Source organism: Pseudomonas sp. NY5710, assembly GCF_013305665.1.
Lineage (GTDB): Bacteria > Pseudomonadota > Gammaproteobacteria > Pseudomonadales > Pseudomonadaceae > Aquipseudomonas > Aquipseudomonas juntendi.
The window spans coordinates 448,756-466,568 of sequence record NZ_CP045554.1 but is presented as its reverse complement, the minus strand read 5'-3'; the positions used below and the strand labels follow the sequence as shown (position 1 = coordinate 466,568).

15 protein-coding genes are annotated in these 17,813 nt (G+C 63.5%); 2 read left to right on the top strand and 13 right to left on the bottom strand.

From position 1 onward, the window contains the following. Positions 1–3 precede the first annotated feature (3 nt). From trpC to GEV39_RS02020, 3 genes are read right to left on the bottom strand one after another with little or no spacing between them, the layout of a single operon-like run. Positions 4–837 carry an indole-3-glycerol phosphate synthase TrpC gene (trpC, locus tag GEV39_RS02030; protein WP_173887426.1) on the bottom strand — a complete coding sequence of 278 codons (834 nt, stop codon included), beginning with the start codon at positions 835–837 and terminating at the stop codon, positions 4–6. Next, the gene (gene trpD / locus GEV39_RS02025) at positions 834–1,883 is read right to left on the bottom strand and encodes an anthranilate phosphoribosyltransferase (protein ID WP_029887380.1); all 1,050 of its coding nucleotides are present in this window, start codon (positions 1,881–1,883) and stop codon (positions 834–836) included. The genes trpC and trpD overlap by 4 nt, the downstream gene beginning before the upstream one ends. Positions 1,884–1,892: 9 nt before the next feature. Continuing rightward, on the bottom strand, positions 1,893–2,486 hold the full coding sequence (locus GEV39_RS02020; protein WP_173887425.1) for an aminodeoxychorismate/anthranilate synthase component II: 594 nt from the start codon (positions 2,484–2,486) through the stop codon (positions 1,893–1,895). Between the two features lie 367 nt (positions 2,487–2,853). Between GEV39_RS02020 and estP the strand changes: the two genes are divergently transcribed. Beyond that, positions 2,854–4,743 (top strand): esterase EstP, encoded by a 1,890-nt coding sequence (gene estP, locus GEV39_RS02015; RefSeq protein WP_173887424.1) that lies wholly within the window; start codon positions 2,854–2,856, stop codon positions 4,741–4,743. A gap of 109 nt (positions 4,744–4,852) precedes the next feature. Here the strand turns inward: estP and trpE are convergent, their stop codons facing one another. The 9 genes from trpE to GEV39_RS01970 form a co-directional block, all read right to left on the bottom strand. Further along, positions 4,853–6,334 carry an anthranilate synthase component I gene (gene trpE, locus GEV39_RS02010; protein ID WP_009685254.1) on the bottom strand — a complete coding sequence of 494 codons (1,482 nt, stop codon included), beginning with the start codon at positions 6,332–6,334 and terminating at the stop codon, positions 4,853–4,855. A 69-nt stretch (positions 6,335–6,403) separates the two neighbouring features. Next, positions 6,404–7,222, bottom strand: coding sequence for a phosphoglycolate phosphatase (locus GEV39_RS02005; protein WP_029885955.1), 819 nt, complete (start codon positions 7,220–7,222; stop codon positions 6,404–6,406). Beyond that, complete coding sequence (rpe, locus tag GEV39_RS02000; protein WP_173887423.1) at positions 7,219–7,893, bottom strand: ribulose-phosphate 3-epimerase; 675 nt, start codon at positions 7,891–7,893, stop codon at positions 7,219–7,221. The genes GEV39_RS02005 and rpe overlap by 4 nt, the downstream gene beginning before the upstream one ends. Positions 7,894–8,134: 241 nt before the next feature. Then, positions 8,135–8,962, bottom strand: a complete 828-nt coding sequence (locus tag GEV39_RS01995) for an ABC transporter permease (protein ID WP_009685251.1) — start codon at positions 8,960–8,962, stop codon at positions 8,135–8,137. A gap of 11 nt (positions 8,963–8,973) precedes the next feature. Next, positions 8,974–10,221, bottom strand: coding sequence for an ABC transporter permease (locus tag GEV39_RS01990; RefSeq protein WP_173887422.1), 1,248 nt, complete (start codon positions 10,219–10,221; stop codon positions 8,974–8,976). Between the two features lie 60 nt (positions 10,222–10,281). Further along, positions 10,282–11,316 carry an ABC transporter substrate-binding protein gene (locus GEV39_RS01985; RefSeq protein WP_029885951.1) on the bottom strand — a complete coding sequence of 345 codons (1,035 nt, stop codon included), beginning with the start codon at positions 11,314–11,316 and terminating at the stop codon, positions 10,282–10,284. A 40-nt stretch (positions 11,317–11,356) separates the two neighbouring features. Next, entirely contained in the window at positions 11,357–12,481 is a 1,125-nt protein-coding gene (locus GEV39_RS01980; protein WP_173887421.1) for an ABC transporter ATP-binding protein, read from the bottom strand. A 237-nt stretch (positions 12,482–12,718) separates the two neighbouring features. Next, positions 12,719–13,348: a response regulator gene (locus tag GEV39_RS01975; protein WP_009685247.1), complete on the bottom strand. Its 630-nt coding sequence runs from the start codon at positions 13,346–13,348 to the stop codon at positions 12,719–12,721. A 10-nt stretch (positions 13,349–13,358) separates the two neighbouring features. Next, complete coding sequence (locus tag GEV39_RS01970; protein ID WP_173887420.1) at positions 13,359–15,746, bottom strand: PAS domain-containing sensor histidine kinase; 2,388 nt, start codon at positions 15,744–15,746, stop codon at positions 13,359–13,361. A gap of 94 nt (positions 15,747–15,840) precedes the next feature. On the opposite strand from GEV39_RS01970, the gene GEV39_RS01965 reads away from it, so the two are divergent. Then, positions 15,841–16,839, top strand: coding sequence for an alpha/beta hydrolase family protein (locus GEV39_RS01965; RefSeq protein ID WP_173887419.1), 999 nt, complete (start codon positions 15,841–15,843; stop codon positions 16,837–16,839). Positions 16,840–17,044: 205 nt separating this feature from the next. Here the strand turns inward: GEV39_RS01965 and GEV39_RS01960 are convergent, their stop codons facing one another. After that, a complete protein-coding gene (locus GEV39_RS01960) occupies positions 17,045–17,812 on the bottom strand; it encodes a TerB family tellurite resistance protein (protein WP_009685244.1) in 768 nt (255 codons plus the stop codon). Between the last annotated feature and the right edge of the window lies 1 nt (position 17,813).

Sequence of the window (17,813 nt, the reverse complement as noted above, 5' to 3'; positions counted from 1 at the left end):
CAATCAGTCCAGTTGCTGAACAGTTTTCTTCACCTGGTCCGGGAAGAACAGCCGCTGCAGCTCCAACCCAGGTTGTTCGGCGCGCATGAATGCCTCACCCACCAGGAACGAATAAACGTCGTTGATCGCCATCAGCTCGACATCGGCCCGGTTCAAGATGCCGCTCTCGGTAATTGCCAGGCGATCACGCGGTATGCGCGGCAGCAGGTCGAGCGTGGTTTCCAGGCTGACTTCAAAGGTGTGCAGGTTGCGGTTATTCACGCCCACCAGCGGTGTATCCAAGGTTTTCAGCGCTCGCTCAAGCTCATCGCCATCGTGCACTTCTACCAGTACATCGAGACCGACGCCCTTGGCGGTGGCGGCCAGTTCGGCCATCTTCACGTCATCCAGCGCCGACACGATTAGCAGCACGCAGTCCGCACCCAAGGCCCGCGCCTCGACGATCTGGTAGGGGTCGATCATGAAATCCTTGCGGATCACTGGCAGGGAGACCGCCGCACGAGCCTGCTGCAAGTACTCATCGGCACCCTGGAAGTAGTCCACATCGGTCAGCACCGACAGGCAGGTAGCACCGCCCTTCTCGTAGCTGACAGCGATTTCCGCCGGCATGAAGTTTTCACGGATCACGCCCTTGCTGGGTGAGGCCTTCTTGATTTCGGCAATCACCGCAGGCTGCTTGCGCTTGGCCTGCTCGATCAAGGCATTGGCAAACCCCCGCGGAGCGTCAGCGGCCTTGGCCAGGCCTTCCAGTTCGTGAAGGCTGACCCGCGCGCTGCGCTCGGCCACTTCCTGGAACTTGCGGGCAATGATCTTTTCCAGCACCGTCGGCACGCTCATGCTTCGTTCTCCACCTTGAATACTGCAGTAAATGCACCCAGTTCCTGCAGCTTTTCCCAGGCCAGGCCGGTGTGCAGTACGTCATGGGCCAGTTCCACACCGGCTTTCAGGCTCATGGCATGGTCAGCGGCATACAGCGCCGCACCGGCATTGAGCACAATCATCTCGGCAGCTTTCTGGCCGTTTTCAGTCTTGCGCCGGCCCAGTGCATCACGGATCAGTTCCAGTGACGCCTGCGGGCTTTCAACGGCCAGGCCATGCAGGCTCTGGCTTTTCATGCCGAGGTCTTCCGGCTCGACCCAGTATTCGGTGATCTGGTCGTTCTTCAGCTCGGCCACAAAGGTGGGGGCAGCCAGGCTGAACTCATCCAGGCCATCCTTCGAGTGCACCACCAGCACATGCTTGCTGCCCAGGCGCTGCAGCACCTCGGCCAACGGCCGGCACAGCGCCTGAGCGAACACGCCGACCACCTGGTGTTTCACACCGGCCGGATTCGTAAGCGGGCCGAGCATGTTGAACAGGGTACGCATACCCAGCTCGCGGCGCGGGCCAGCGGCGTGCTTCATTGCCGAATGGTGGCTTTGCGCGAACATGAAGCCGATCCCCAGGCTGTCGATGCAGCGGCCCACCTGCGTTGGCGTCAGGTTCAGGTAGATGCCGGCAGCTTCCAGCAAGTCGGCACTGCCGCTCTTGCCCGACACCGCGCGGTTGCCATGCTTGGCCACTGGGCAGCCCGCGGCCGCCAGCACGAACGACGAAGCGGTGGAAACGTTGAAGATGTTGGCACCGTCACCGCCGGTACCGACGATATCCACCACACCCTCCAGGCTCTGCAGCTCGACCTTGTCGGCCAGCTCGCGCATCACCGATACCGCGCCCACGATCTCGTCGATGCTCTCGCTTTTCATGCGCATGCCCATCAGGAAGGCGCCAATCTGCGCCTCGCTGCACTGGCCTGTCATGATCTGGCGCATCACATCGCGCATTTCTTCGGTCGAAAGGTCCAGCTGGCCAACGATACGGCTCAGCGCGCTTTTGATGTCCATATTCAATCCTTAGCGGCGGCCGCCGGTCTGCTTGAGGAAGTTGGCGAACAGCTCGTGGCCCTGCTCGGTGAGGATCGACTCAGGGTGGAACTGCACCCCTTCGATGTTCAGCGTTTTGTGGCGCAGGCCCATGATCTCGTCGACCGAACCATCTGCATGGGCCGTCCAGGCGGTCACTTCCAGGCAGTCAGGCAGGGTGTCGCGCTTGACCACCAGCGAGTGGTAGCGGGTCACCGTCAGCGGGTTGTTGAGGCCGGCAAACACGCCGAGGTCGCGGTGGAGTACCGGGCTGGTCTTGCCATGCATCACCTGGCGAGCCCGGACCACGTCACCGCCAAAGGCCTGGCCGATGGACTGGTGGCCCAGGCATATGCCGAGGATCGGCAGCTTGCCGGCGAAATGCAGGATGGCCTCGATGGACACGCCCGCCTCGCTCGGCGTGCACGGGCCCGGGGAGACGACGATCCGCTCGGGGTTCAGGGCCTCGATCTGGGCAATGGTCAGTTCGTCATTGCGAACGACCTTGACCTCGGCACCCAGCTCGCCAAGGTACTGCACAACGTTGTAAGTAAATGAGTCGTAGTTGTCGATCATCAGTAACATGGTGTTAAACCTCTTGAACTTACTGACTTCAAATTCGAACCTCCCTCTGCCCGCCATAGCGGTGGCTGTGCCACTTGAGGGCGAGGAGCAGGAAGGCAAACAGGGGCGGGCCGGACTGGCCGGCAGGGGATAAAGTCAGGCGCGCCAACGCCAACGGGCGTGGGCCTTGATTACGCGCATCAAGAGTTTGCTGACGATCAACACAGGGTAGGTCTCGCTCATACGTCACGGCACAGTAGCCTACCGGCGCGGCGGGCGCAATATGCCCGTAAACACGGGGAAACGAATGGACTTGGGAGCGAAGCCCCACGATTTGCTAATGTCGATCAGGTTGTTCTCATAAAAACAAAGAAAAGGATGTTCCGCGATGAGAAAAGCTCCACTTTTGCGCTTTGCCTTCGCTTCATTAGCCCTGGCCTGCAGCCAGGCCTTTGCCGCCCCCTCGCCCTATTCCACGCTGATCGTATTCGGCGACAGCCTGGCAGATGCCGGGCAGTTCCCCGACCTGACAGGTGGCACCTCCGGCGCCCGCTTCACCAACCGTGATGCCGATGGCAATTTTGCCCCGGTGTCGCCGATGATCCTCGGTGGCCGTTTGGGCATAGACCCCAATGCGCTGAACCCCTCCACCTCGGTCGGTGTACGCCCCGACGGCAACAACTGGGCGGTAGGGGGCTACACCACGCAACAGATTCTTGATTCGATCACCGAAACCTCCAGAACCATCATTCCACCCGGCAACCCAGGCGCCGGGACGGTGTTGCGAGAGAAGCCAGGCTACCTAGCCAACGGGCTGCGCGCCGACCCCAACGCCCTGTACTACCTGACCGGCGGCGGCAACGACTTTCTGCAAGGCCTGGTCAACAGCCCGGCCGACGCAGTGGCGGCCGGTGCTCGGCTGGCCGCCAGCGCTCAGGCACTGCAACAGGGCGGCGCACGCTACATCATGGTCTGGCTGCTACCCGACCTTGGTCAAACACCGAACTTCAGTGGCACGCCGCAACAAAACCCGCTCTCGTTGCTGTCCGGGGCGTTCAATCAATCGCTGCTTGGCCAGCTGAGGCAGATCGATGCCCAGGTCATCCCCCTGAACATCCCTGTGTTGCTGAGCGAGGCCTTGGCCAGCCCCAGCCAGTTCGGCCTGGCACCTGACCAGAACCTGGTCGGGACTTGCTACAGCGGGCAAGGCTGCGTGGGCAACCCGGTCCATGGCATCGACGGCACCACGCCAGACCCGACCCGGCTATTGTTCAACGATTCGGTACACCCGACCATCGCCGGCCAGCAACTGATTGCCGATTACGCCTACTCGATCCTGTCCGCGCCATGGGAACTGTCCCTGCTCCCGGAAATGGCCCACGCCAGCCTGCGTGCCCACCAGGATGAATTGCGCAGCCAATGGCAAACGCCATGGCAGGCGATCGGCAAGTGGCAAGCATTTGTCAGCAGCGGCGCCCAGGACCTGGACTTCGACAGCCAGGGCAGCGCGGCCAGCGGCGATGGCCGGGGGTACAACCTGACCGTGGGTGGCAGCTACCGCCTGAACGATGCCTGGCGCCTGGGACTGGCGGGCGGCGTCTACCGGCAGAAGCTGGAAGCAGGCGCGCAAGACTCGGACTACAAGCTCGACAGCTACCTGGCCAGCGCCTTCGCCCAGTACCGGCAGGACCGCTGGTGGGCCGATGCAGCGCTGACAGCCGGGCACCTGGACTACAGCGACCTCAAGCGCACCTTTGCCCTGGGCGTGAACGACCGTAGCGAAAAGGGCGACACCGACGGTGAAGCCTGGGCGATGTCCGCACGGCTGGGCTACAACCTGGCGGCGGACAGCAGCAACTGGCAACTGGCGCCATTCATCAGCGCCGACTATGCGCGGGTCAAGGTGGACGGCTACGACGAGAAGAGCGGGCGCTCCACAGCCCTGGGTTTCGATGACCAGGAGCGCACGTCACGCCGCCTGGGCGTGGGGCTGCTGGGCAGCGTGCAGGTGCTGCCCTCTACCCGGCTGTTCGCCGAGGTGGCGCAAGAGCATGAGTTCGAGGATGACCAGCAGGACGTGACCATGCACCTGACCAGCTTGCCGGCGAATGACTTTACCCTGACCGGGTATACGCCGCACAGCGACCTGACCCGGGCCAGCCTGGGGGTAAGCCATGAAGTGGTGGCGGGGGTGCATTTGCGCGGCAACTACAATTGGCGCAAGAGTGATGAGCTGACGCAGCAGGGGGTGAGTCTGGGGGTTAGCGTCGATTTCTAGCTGGCTGGGGCCGCTTTGCGGCCCTTTCGCGACACAAGGCCGCTCCTACAGGGAAGCGCAATCGCCGTGAATGCGATTCCTTGCAGGCGGCAGCCCAGAGGCTAGTGAATTATTTGGCGCAAGTCTGCTCAGCCAAGGCCACCGCACGGAACATCGCCCGGCGCTTGTTGATGGTTTCTTCCCACTCCAGTGCCGGCACCGAGTCGGCAACGATACCGCCACCTGCCTGCACATGCAGCTCGCCGTCCTTGATCACCGCCGTACGAATGGCAATGGCGGTATCCATGTTGCCATTCCAGGCGAAGTACCCCACGGCACCGCCATACACACCACGCTTGACCGGCTCCAGTTCGTCGATGATCTCCATTGCACGGATCTTCGGCGCCCCTGAAAGGGTACCGGCCGGCAGGATCGCGCGCAGGGCATCCATCGCCGTCAGCCCTTCGCGCAAGTGGCCGGTGACGTTGGAGACAATGTGCATGACGTTGGAATAGCGCTCGATCACCATCTTCTCGGTCAGGCGTACGCTGCCCGTGGAGGACACCCGGCCGACATCGTTGCGGCCCAGGTCGATCAGCATCAGGTGCTCGGCGATCTCTTTGTCGTCCGACAGCAGGTCGTCTTCCAGCGCACGGTCGGCCTCTTCGGTTGCGCCACGCGGGCGGGTACCGGCAATCGGGCGCACGGTGACCAGGTTGTCCTCGACCCGTACCAGCACTTCTGGCGAGCTGCCAACCACGTGGAAGTCGCCAAAATTGAAGAAGTACATGTAAGGCGTCGGGTTGAAGCAGCGCAAAGCGCGGTAGAGGTCGATTGGCGCCGCCTTGAAGTCGATCGACATACGTTGTGACGGCACCACCTGCATGCAGTCGCCAGCCAGGATGTATTCCTTGATACGGCCAACGGCGCTTTCGTAGTCCTCACGGGTGTAGCTGGAGCGGAATGCCGGCTCGGCAGCCTGCGGGCCGCTCAGGTCCAGGCCTCGGCGTGGGGTAATTGGCTGGCGCAGGGTTTCCAGCAAGCCTTGCAGGCGCGCCTGGCCTTGCTCGAAAGCCTGATCTTGCGCAGGGTCTACCAGCACGATGGCGTGCATCTTGCCGGCCAGGTTGTCGAATACCACGACCGCGTCCGAGACCATCAGCAGAATGTCGGGCACGCCCAGCGGGTCTGGGTTCGGGCTGGCCCCCAGGCGCTTTTCCACATAGCGCACACAGTCGTAGCCGAAGTAACCGACCAGGCCGCCATTGAAACGTGGCAGGCCGGGAATGTCGGCGACCTTGTAGCGTTCCTTGAACGTCTCGACAAAGGCCAGCGGGTCTTCGACATCGTGGCGTTCAACCTCGACACCGTCCTGCAGGATGCTGACGTGATAGCCGTGCACCCGCATCACCGTCCGCGAGGGCAGGCCGATCATCGAGTAACGGCCCCATTTCTCGCCGCCCTGCACCGATTCGAGCAGGTACGAGTTGGCCTGGTCGGCCAGCTTCAGGTAGATCGACAGCGGTGTATCGAAGTCGGCCAGGGTTTCGCAGGCCAGGGGAATGCGGTTATAGCCGGCAGCAGCCAGGCGCAGGAATTCTTCGTGGTTCATGAGTAGCCTCGTGGCAAGCAGCAATGGGTCAGGCAAACGGACGGGCCGGCACGTGCCGGCAGGCTGAAGTCAGGCGCGCCAACGCCAACGGGCCAAGGCCTTGATGACTTTCATCCAGAATTTGCCAGTAACCGCCACGGTGGACTCTCTGTCTGCTGAGGCTTGAAGGTCCGCCAACGTTATCCCAGTGGCCGGGTCTGCGCAACCGGGCAGCAATGCACGCAAATCGTCGATCACCAGGCTTGGCGACTCGTCCTTGATGGGCCGGCCATGGTTGTAGCCGTAGGTCAGCCCCACGCACTGAACCCCGGCCGCCTTGGCCGCTTGCACGTCGCTGCGCGAGTCGCCGACAAACAGCGACTGTTGCGGGCTCACGCCCGCCATTTGCATGACGAACAGCAGCGCCGCCGGGTCGGGCTTTTTCTGCGGCAGGGTGTCACCACCGATGATCCAGCGGAAATACCGGCCGATCTTCATCTGGTCCAGCAAGGGCGCGACGAAGCGCTCCGGCTTGTTGGTGATCAAGGCCATTTCCACGCCCTGCTTGTGCAGCCAGCGCAGGGTGTCCTTGACCCCGGGGTAAACCACGGTGAGCTCGTGGCTTTCGGCGTAGGCTTCCATGAACAGCGCCAAGCCCTGTTCAGCCAGCGCATCGTCCACGGTTTCATGCTCGATGCCACCGGCCAGGGCGCGGCGCACAAGCACCTGGGCGCCATTGCCGACCCATTGGCGTACCGCCTCAAGGCCAGCAGGCGGGCGCCCCAGTTCGAGCAGCATGCGGTCCACGGCGGCGGCCAGATCTGGCACGGAATCGATCAGGGTACCGTCCAGATCGAACATCACCAGCCTGGGGAGCGTCCCCGGAAACAGCTGCTCGAAGCCACTCATGGGCGAGCCTGGGCCAGTTCGGCGCGCATTTTGGCGATGACTTCCTGGTAGTCCGGGGCATTGAAGATCGCCGAGCCGGCCACGAACGTGTCGGCGCCAGCGGCAGCGATCTCGCGGATGTTGTTGACGTTGACGCCACCGTCGATTTCCAGGCGGATATCCCGGCCACTGGCGTCGATCATCGCACGCGCTTCACGCAACTTGTCGAGTGTGCCAGGGATGAACTTCTGCCCGCCGAAACCCGGGTTGACGCTCATCAGCAGCACCATGTCGATCTTGTCCATGACGTACTTCAAGGCGTCCAGGCTGGTGGCCGGGTTGAACACCAGCCCGGCCTTGCAGCCGCCGTCCTTGATCAGTTGCAGCGAACGGTCGATGTGCTGCGAAGCTTCCGGGTGGAAGGTGATGTAGGTGGCGCCGGCTTCGATGAAGTCGCCGATGATGCGATCGACCGGGCTGACCATCAGGTGCACATCGATCGGGGCGGTGACGCCATACTTGCGCAGGGCAGTGCACACCATCGGGCCGATGGTCAGGTTGGGAACGTAGTGGTTGTCCATGACATCGAAGTGGACGATGTCGGCACCCGCCGCCAGTACCTTGTCGACATCCTCGCCCAAGCGGGCGAAATCGGCAGAAAGAATGGAGGGGGCAATAGCGTAGGGCTGCATGGCGCACCTGTTGGCAGAATCACGGTGGCGCGCATTGTAACTCAGGGAAAGGGGTGAAGGCTGATTGGTATCAATGGGTGTCGACCAGTGACCAAAAGCCTTGTAGTGCCTGTACGGGCCCTATCGCCGGCAAGCCGGCTCCCACATGGGATCTCCACAGGTTTCTGCATCGCATGACTCTTGTGCAGAACACTGTGGGAGCCAGCTTGCCGGCGATAAGGCCCGTACAGCTACTGGAAAATCAGGCAGGCTGCTGGGTTCTCAGCTTCTCGCTACGCCCGCGCAGCCACTCCAGGGTCAGCAGCAGGATCACCGAAAACGCAATCAGCAACGTCGCCGCGGCAGCGATGGTCGGGCTCAGGTTCTCGCGAATACCGCTGAACATCTGCCGCGGCAGGGTCGCCTGCTCCGGGCCGGCGAGGAACAGGGTCACCACGACCTCATCGAACGACGTGGCAAAGGCGAACAGCGCCCCCGAAATCACCCCGGGGGCGATCAGCGGCAGGGTCACCCGGCGGAAGGTCAGCAGGGGCGAAGCGCCCAGGCTGGCTGCCGCGCGCACCAGGTTGTAGTTGAAGCCCTGCAAGGTTGCCGACACCGTGATGATGACGAACGGCACGCCCAGCACCGCATGCACCAGAATCAGCGAGGTGAAGCTGTTGCCCATGCCCAGCGGGGCAAAGAACAGATAGCTGGCCACCCCGATGATCACCACCGGCACCACCATCGGCGAAATCACCAGTGCCATCACCAGCGACTTGCCGGGAAAGTCCCCGCGGGTCAGGCCGATGGCCGCCAACGTGCCGAACACCATGGCCAGCACCGTGGCCGCAGGGGCAACGATGATGCTGTTCTTCAGCGCCCGCATCCATTCGGCCGAGTTGAAGAAGTCCTGGTACCACTGCAGCGAGAAGCCCTGCAACGGGTACACCAGGAAGCTGCCACTGTTGAACGACAACGGCACGATCACCAGCACCGGCAAGATCAGGAACAGCAGGATCAGGCCGCAAAGAATGCGCAGGCTGTAGAACCACACCCGCTCCACGGGCGACATGTAAGGGCTCAGCATGACAAGGCTCCTCAGCTCAGGCGCAGGCGGCTGGCGCCGACCAGCCAGCTATAGATCAGGTACAGCAGCACGGTCGCCAGCAGCAACAGCCCGCCCAGTGCGGTGGCCATGCCCCAGTTGATGCTGGTGTTGGTATAGAAGGCCACGAAGTAGCTGACCATCTGGTCGTTCGGGCTACCCAGCAGTGCCGGGGTGATGTAGTAACCAATGGCCAGGATGAACACCAACAGGCACCCGGCGCCGACACCGGCATAGGTTTGGGGGAAGTACACCCGCCAGAAGCTGGCGAACGGGTGACAGCCCAGCGAAATCGCCGCGCGCATGTAGCTTGGCGAAATGCCTTTCATCACGCTGTACAGCGGCAGGATCATGAACGGCAGCAGAATGTGCACCATCGAGATGTACACGCCGGTGCGGTTGAACACCAATTCCAGCGGCTGGTCGATGATGCCCATGGCCATCAGCGCACTGTTGATCAGCCCGCCCGACTGCAGTAATACGATCCACGCTGCCACCCGCACCAGGATCGAAGTCCAGAACGGCAGCAACACCAGAATCATCAACAGGTTGCTCTGCCGGGTCGGCAGGTTGGCCAGCAGGTACGCCAGCGGGTAGGCCAGCACCAGGCAAATGGCGGTAATCACCACACCCATCCACAGGGTGCGGGCAAAGATATCCAGGTAAATGGCCTGGTCCGGGGTAGCCTTGGCCAGTTCGCCAAGGTCATCGATACGGTGGTCCAGCGAAGCCAGCAGGTAGAATGAGGTCAGCGTGCTGGTGTTGCGGCGGATCGCCTGCCAGTAGGCCGGGTCGCCCCAACGTTCGTCCAGGGCCTGCAGGGCATCCTTGTAAGAGGCGGGCTCGCTCTTGAACGGCAATGCGCGCGCCGTCTTGGCCAGCAAGCTGCGGTAGCCGGCCAGTTCCATGTTCAGGCGTTTGGACAGGTCGCCCAGGGTCTGGTTCTTGCGCGACTCGGCCAGGTCCTGGCTCAGCGCCTTGTACACGTCCTCGCCAGGCAGGCTCTTGCCGTCCCACTGGCTGATGACGTCGACCGTGCGCGGCAGGCCACCGACCACCTCCGGGTTGCCGACGCTCTTGTACAGCAGCGCCGCGATCGGCACCAGGAACACCAGCAGAAGGAACAGCGCCAGCGGCGCGATCAGCGCTTGCGCCTTCCAGCGGTTGACCCGCTCGGCATGCTTGAGGCGCTGCTTCAGACTTTGACCTGCGCCTTCTTTGAGTGGCACTGCAATGGCCATGGCAAACTCCGCGATACGAACTGAAATTGGGGCCGCATAGCGGCCCCTTGCGCTGGTCGGTTACTTCTTCGCCGCCCAGGCGTTGAAGCGTTGCTCCAGCTGCTCGCTGTTGTCGGCCCAGAAGGCCACGTCGATCTGCACCTGGTTGGCAATGTTCTCAGGCGTGGTCGGCATGTCTTTCTTCACCTCGTCCGACAGCAGGCTCACTGCCTTGGAATTGGCCGGGCCGTAGGCGATGTTCTCGGAGTAGATCTTCTGCTGCTCAGGCTGCACGCTGAAGGCGATGAACTTCTTCGCCTGGTCGGCATCCTTGGCACCTTTCGGGATGGCCCAGGCATCGAAGTCATAGATGCCGCCATTCCACACCACCTTGAGGTTGCTTTCCTTCTGCACCGCCGCGATGCGGCCGTTGTAGGCCGAGCTCATGACCACGTCACCCGAGGCCAGGTACTGAGGTGGCTGGGCACCCGCTTCCCACCACTGGATGCTTGGCTTGAGTTCGTCGAGCTTCTTGAAGGCGCGGTCCACGCCCTCTTTGGTACCCAGCACCTGGTAAACGTCCTTGGGCGCCACGCCGTCGGCCATCAGGGCGAATTCCAGGGTGTACTTGGCGCCCTTGCGCAAGCCGCGCTTGCCAGGGAATTTCTTGGTGTCCCAGAAGTCGGCCCAGCTGGTCGGTGCGGTCTTGAGCTTGTCTGCGTTGTAGGCCAACACCGTGGACCAGACGAAGAAGCCCACGCCACAAGGCTGGATGGCGCCCGGCACGTAATCGGCTTCGTTGCCGAACAGGGCGGGGTCGAGCTCTTCGAACATGCCCTCGTCACAGCCGCGGGCCAGCTCTGGCGACTCTACCTCCACCAGGTTCCACGACACGCTCTTGGTATCGACCATGGCTTTGACCTTGGCCATTTCGCCGTTGTACTCGCCTGCGACGATCTTGCCATGCCCGGCCTTTTCCCACGGCTCATAGAACGCCTTGACCTGGGCGGCCTTGTTGGCACCGCCGAACGAGACCACGGTGAGGTCTGCGGCCATGGCCTGGCCAGCGGTGAACAGCCCCAGAGCCAGGGCGGTCAGTTTCAACTGCTTACGCATTCTTGTTCTCTCCACAGTACAGGGTTGGTGAAGCAATCCATCAATGGGCTTCGGCAATCGGATCGAGCGCGCGGGCGTGCTCCACCTCCCAGCCCAGCGGTACCACATCGCCCACGGCCAGGGCCGGGTCGAGTTCGGCAATGGGCTGTTTCACGAAGAAATCGCCCTTGCCGCAAACTTCCAGGCGCACCCGCACGTGGTCGCCCAGGTAGATGAATTCCGCCACCCGGCCCGAGAAGCGGTTCGCGCAGCTTTCGCTGTGGCCGTTCAGGCGTACCCGCTCGGGGCGGATTGACAGGGTGACCGGTTCGCCGGCCTGGCCGACATTCACTGCCAGTGCCTCGACCCGCTCACCGCGCGGCAGCTGCACCTGGCAGCGCTTGCCATCGCTGGCCAGCAGCGTGCCGTTGAGGCGGTTGTTCTCGCCGATGAAATTGGCGACGAAGGTGTTGCAGGGTTCCTCGTACAGCGTGCGCGGGTCGGCGATCTGCTGGATCTCACCCTGGTGGAACACCGCCACCCGGTCAGACATGGTCAGCGCTTCGCCCTGATCGTGGGTCACGTACACCACGGTCACCCCCAGGCGCTGATGAATGTGCTTGATCTCCATCTGCATGTGCTCACGCAGCTGCTTGTCCAGTGCCCCGAGCGGCTCGTCCATCAGCACCAACTGGGGCTCGAACACCAGCGCCCGGGCCAACGCCACGCGCTGTTGCTGGCCGCCAGAAAGCTGGCCGGGGTAGCGCTTGGCAAAGGCATCCAGTTGCACCATGTTCAGCACGCGCTTGACCCGTTCGCTGATATCGGTCTTGCTCAAATTGCGCACGGTCAGCGGGAAGGCCAGGTTTTCCGCAACCGTCATGTGCGGGAACAGCGCATAGTTCTGGAACACCATGCCGATATCACGCTTGTGCGGCGGTACATTGTTGATCGAGCGCCCGGCGAGCTGGATTTCCCCGGCGGTGGGGGTTTCGAACCCCGCCAGCATCATCAGGCTGGTGGTCTTGCCCGAACCAGAAGGGCCAAGCAGGGTGAGGAATTCGCCCTTGCGGATATCCAGGTTAAGGTCTTTGACGATCAGCGACTCGCCGTCGTAGCTCTTCTGCACACCACGGAAGCTGACCAGCGTTTCGCTGGTTGCAGCGTTCGACTTCGCCTCGCTCATGCCTGCACCTTCTTGTTGGATGACTGCGTGGGCAAAGCGTAAAAGAGGCGCAAGCGCCGGAAAATCGGGGGTGCTGAGAGAATGCCATCATCCGGATGGAAGATTTGATGTAGGGATTGCCCTACAAGGATGGCGCTTTCAGAACAGCCTCGCCTCTGCGGGGCTGCGTTGTGTCGCGATGGTGCGCGCAGCGGCCCCAGAATTCCCGCTGCACCGCAGATACCGCCGGGGTCGCAATCAGACCAGCTTGTGCTCCATGGCGTACTTCACAAGCTCCGCCAGCGAGTTCACCTTCAGCTTCTGCATCAACCGCGCCTTGTGTGTACTGATGGTCTTGCTCGACAGCGCCAGTTGCTGGGCAATGTCATTGACGTTGGCGCCCTGGGCCAGGCGCTCGAACACGGAAAACTCCCGCTCCGAGAGCAGGGTGTGCAACGGCCGCGACTCGGTCAGGCCCACTTCGAACACCATGCGGTCAGCCAACGCCGGGTCGATATAGCGCCCGCCAGCAGCCACCCGGCGAATCGCCGTCAGCAGTAGCGCCGGGTCGCTGTCCTTGGTGGCATAGCCCGCCGCACCGGCCTTCAGCGCCCGCGCGGCCATTTGCGCCTCGTCATGCATCGACAGCATCAGGATCGCCGGCGCGTCGAGCAGCGCGCGAATCCGCGGGATCGCCTCCAGCCCGCTCACGCCCGGCATCGAGATATCCAGCAGTACCACTTCGCACGGCGTATGCCGCAGGGTCTCGAGCAACTGCTCGCCATTCCCGGCCTCCCCCACCACCTGCATGTCCTTGGCCAGGCCAATCAGCTGCTTGATGCCTTCACGGACAATGGTGTGGTCTTCGGCCACCAGCACTCGAATCACGTTTGCTCTCCTACTCCAACGGTATGGCCACGCTCAGGCTGGTGCCCTCGCCCGGCTGACTGTCCAGCACCATGCTGCCGCCCAACATCAGTACCCGCTCGCGTACGCCGACCAGGCCAAACGAGGTGGGCCGGGCCTGCTCACGGCAAAAGCCCTGGCCATCATCACTGACTGTCAGGCGTAACTGCCCGCCCTGATGAACCAGCTCGATTTCCACGCTGTGCGCCTGGGCATGGCGCATCACATTGGTCAACGCCTCCTGCAGAATGCGAAACAGCCCGGTGGCCTTGGCGTCACTCAATGCTGGCAGATTATCCGGTACCTGCACCAGGCAGGGGATTTGCGTACGGGCTTCGAAGCGCCTGGCCTGCCACTCGATGGCCGAGGCGATGCCCGCGTCGAGAATCGGCGGGCGCAGGGCAGTGGCCACATCACGCACCAACTGGAACAACTGGGCGATCAAGCGCTTCATGCTGGCCAGGCGCTCGTTAAGCCTTGGGTCGAGCTCGGCAAACGCCAGCTCGCACATTGACACTTCCAGCTTGAGCACGGTCAGCATCTGCCCCAGCTCATCATGCACTTCGCGGGCGATACGGGCCTTCTCTTCCTCACGCACGCTTTCCAGGTGGGCCGACAGCTCGCGCAGCTGCTCCTGGGACTTGGCCAGCGCCAGTTCGGCGCGCTTGCCCTGGGTGATATCCCACACCACGCCGTCCCATACCACCTGACCGTTGCCCAGGTGTCGGGTACTGGCCTTGATGTCGGCCCAGCGCTGTTCCCCCTGGCGGGTGAGAATACGCCCCTGCCAGGACCAGTCCTGGTCGCTGGCCAGGGCCAGGTCCTGGACCCGATGGTAATCGGCGCGGTCATCGGGGTGTACCAGGTTGCGCAGGCCCATTTGCGGGTGCTGGATCTCGCTGGGCGTATACCCGACCAGAGCCTCGCTGCCTTCACTGATATAGGGGAACTCCAGCTCGCCCTCGGCCGGGTCCCGCTCCAGGCGGAACACCAGCCCCGGCACGTTGCCGGCAATGCCCTTTAGCCGCGCCTCGCTTTCGCGTAAAGCCGCCAAGGCCCGGTGCCGTTCGGTAACGTCGGCCAGGTACACCACCAGGTACTCCGAGTCGCGAAAGCGCAAGAAGCTCAACGACAGCTCGACCGGCAGCAAGCTGTGGTCCGCGCGCTTACACTGCGCTTCGAACTGGCCTACACCGCCAGCCCCGGCGCGGGCGCCTTTCCACAGCTCCAGCCAGCGGTCCATGGTCAGGCTCGGCTCGAAGTCGCTCAGCGGCCGCTCCAGAAGCTCGCCTTCGGCATAACCGAGCATGCGTTCAGCGGCGTGGTTGGCGTACCGGACATGGCTGTCCCAGTTGACCCACAGAATACCCACCGTACTCTGGTCAATCGCGAACTGGCTCAGGCGCAGGGCCTCTTCACGCACCTGGCGCTCCACCAGGCTTTCCCGCGCAGCCAGCAGGCTACGCTCCAGTTGGCGCTGTTGCCGGCGTTGCCACACCAGGGTAGCCAGGGCGCACAGCAGCAGCAGGCCGAACAGCAGCGCCAGGTTCTGCCAGAAACCCGGCGACTCGCTCAGGCGGGGGTACTTGGGCTGCAACCAGCGCTGGTGCAGTTGCTCCAGCTCCTTGGCAGGAAGGGCCTGCAAGCCTTGTTCGAGCACATCGGCCAACACCGGCCAGTCACGCCGCGAGCCCAGCCGCAGCAACTGCGGCAGGCCAATATCGCCCACCACGGCCAGCTCACCGAACTCGCTCTCGCGTGACAGGCGGCTGAGTTGCGCCTCGTCCAGCACGGCGAAGCTGGCCTGGCCGCCCACCACCAGCTGTAGGGCCTCGCGCTCGCTGGGCACCCCCTGCAGGTTCAGGTTGCTGTAGTTACCGCGCAAGTACTCTGCCAGTTGGCTGGGCATGCGCACGGCCACGCGCTGCTCGCGGTCGAGCTTTTCCAGCTCCATCGCCATGGCCCCAGTGCGTGGCCCTACCACCAATTGCGGCACACGCATGTACGGGTCGCTGAATAACCACAGGCGCAGGCTGGCCGGGGTCTGGGTAAGGCCGGGAGCGAAGTCGATTTCGCCGTTCTGCAGGGCATGCTCCAGGCTGGCCTGGTCACTGAAATGGCGCCAGGTCAGGTCCAGGCGCAGCACGTGTGCCAGGTTGCTGACCAATTCAACGTTGGCACCGTACAACTGCTGCAGGCGCCGGTCGAACTGAGCATAGGGTGCTTGCAGCACCAGGCCCACACGCAGGCTGCGGTGCGCGTCCAACCACTGCTGCTGGGCCGGCTCGAGCGCAACAGTGGCCGGCGCCTCGGGCCGGGCAAATGCAATCAAGGGCAGCCACAAGCAGCCGATAACCAACAGGCGACGCACTCGCTTCATCTATACGCTCGTTTTGGCAAGGCGGCCATGCAGCATGGCCGTCACGGGCAAATACTATTAGGCTGCCGGTATCATTCTGGCCTTGGGTTGACGCATGTCCACACTTTATCGCACGACGCTGGCAATGTGCTGCCTGGCTTCGATCCTTCCACTCGGCGCCTTGGCCGCCGATGCCGAAACACCGCCGGCTGCCAATACGGCACCGGCAGCCGAGACACCGCGCCCGCCGCTGCTCGAGCGCAGCCAAGAGGATGCCCTGGCACTCGAGCGGCTGGTACCCAAGGCCGAGCAACAGACGCTACAGGCAGGTGCCGACAGCTTCCTGGCGTTGTGGAAGCCGGCCAACGACAGTGATCCGCAAGGTGCCGTGATCATCGTGCCGGGTGCCGGCGAAAACGCCGACTGGCCAAATGCCGTTGGCCCGCTGCGGCAAAAATTCCCGGATGTCGGCTGGCACAGCCTGAGCATAAGCATGCCTGACCTGCTCGCCGACAGCCCGCAAGCCCGGGTAGAAGCCAAGCCCAAGGCCGCAACGGACCAAGCCCAGGGTGAGCGTGCACCGGTCAAGGATGTGCCAGCCGACGCCAATGCCAATGTCGCCCAGGCCACCGCCGCCGATGCCGACACCGCAGAAAGCACCGATGCCGAACTGGCCAGCGAACAGAGCGACCTGGCCGATGCCGAGCGGATTTTCGCCCGCCTGGATGCCGCCGTGGCGTTTGCCCAACAGCGCAATGCCCGCAGCATCGTGCTGATCGGTCATGGCAGCGGTGCGTACTGGGCAGCCCGCTACCTGAGCGAAAAACAGCCGCCGCAGGTGCACAGGCTGGTCATGGTGGCGGCGCAGACGCCGGCGCGCGTGGAGCATGACCTGGAAAGCCTGGCGCCGACGTTGAAGGTGCCCACCGCCGACATCTACTACGCCACCCGCAGTGCCGACCGCAGCGCCGCCGCGCTGCGCTTTCAGGCCAGCAAGCGGCAGAAAGACAGCCAGTACCGGCAGTTGTCGCTGATCGCCATGCCAGGCAACCAGGCCGCCGAGCAAGAGCAGTTGTTCCGCCGCGTGCGAGGCTGGATGAACCCGCAAGGGTAAGGTTGCCCCCACAGGTAGGCCACAATACTCAGGCGTTGTGTATTACCTGTGGGAGCGGGCGTGCCCGCGAAGAATCCAGCGCGGTGGCTGGCACCGGCTACGCCGGTGTTCGCGGCGGTTCGACATGCCCGCTCCCACAAGGACCCTGCTAAATCAATAAGTTATGCATTGTTCTATGAGGGCTGGCTTGCCGGCGATGAGGCCCTCAAAGGCCCCGCCGCTTGCGGATCATGGCATAGGCCTGGTGCAACTCCCGCGTGCGCTCGGTCGCTTCACGCACCTGTGCCTCGCTGGCGCCGGTGCCTGCCAGTTTGTCCGGGTGATGCCGGCTGACCAGCCGGCGATACGCCTGCTTGACCTTGTCAGCTTCGGTGTCCGCCTCTACCGCCAGCAAGCGCAACGCCGCCGCATAGGTCATGGCCAGCCCTTCCGGCCGGGCAGCCCTGCGCGGCTCGTATTCCACCGACATGGCCTGCACCTGGCGCCGGCTCAGGCCCAGCTTCTGCCCCCAGTCCAGCAGCAGCTCACGCTCCTTGTTGCCCATCTTGCCGTCGGCCCAGACCATGCGCCAACAGGCGCGCAAGGTGCCTTCGGCCGCATGCGGCTGTTCGCGAATCCGCCGCAAGTGGCCGCCAAGCCGGTCCTTGCCGGCCTTGCCACGGTTGAACGCCTTGATGGCGCGCAAGCGGGCCGGCTCCGCCAGGTCCAGCCGCGACATTTCCTGGCGCGCCTGCTGGATGTGCTGCTCGGCCACCCGGCCATCGCTCTTGGCCAGGCGCCCCAGCATCACGAACAGCAACTCATCGTCAGCCAGCGCCGGGCGCCCGCTGAGGCGGTCGCGCATGTCATCCCAGCCCTGCAGGCGCAAGCGGCGGTCGAGGGCCTGGCCGAGCAGCAGCCCCAACAGCGCCCCGGGGATGTTGGCCACGGCAAAGCCCGCGCCAGCGCCAATCAGTGTGCCTGGCCACCACATG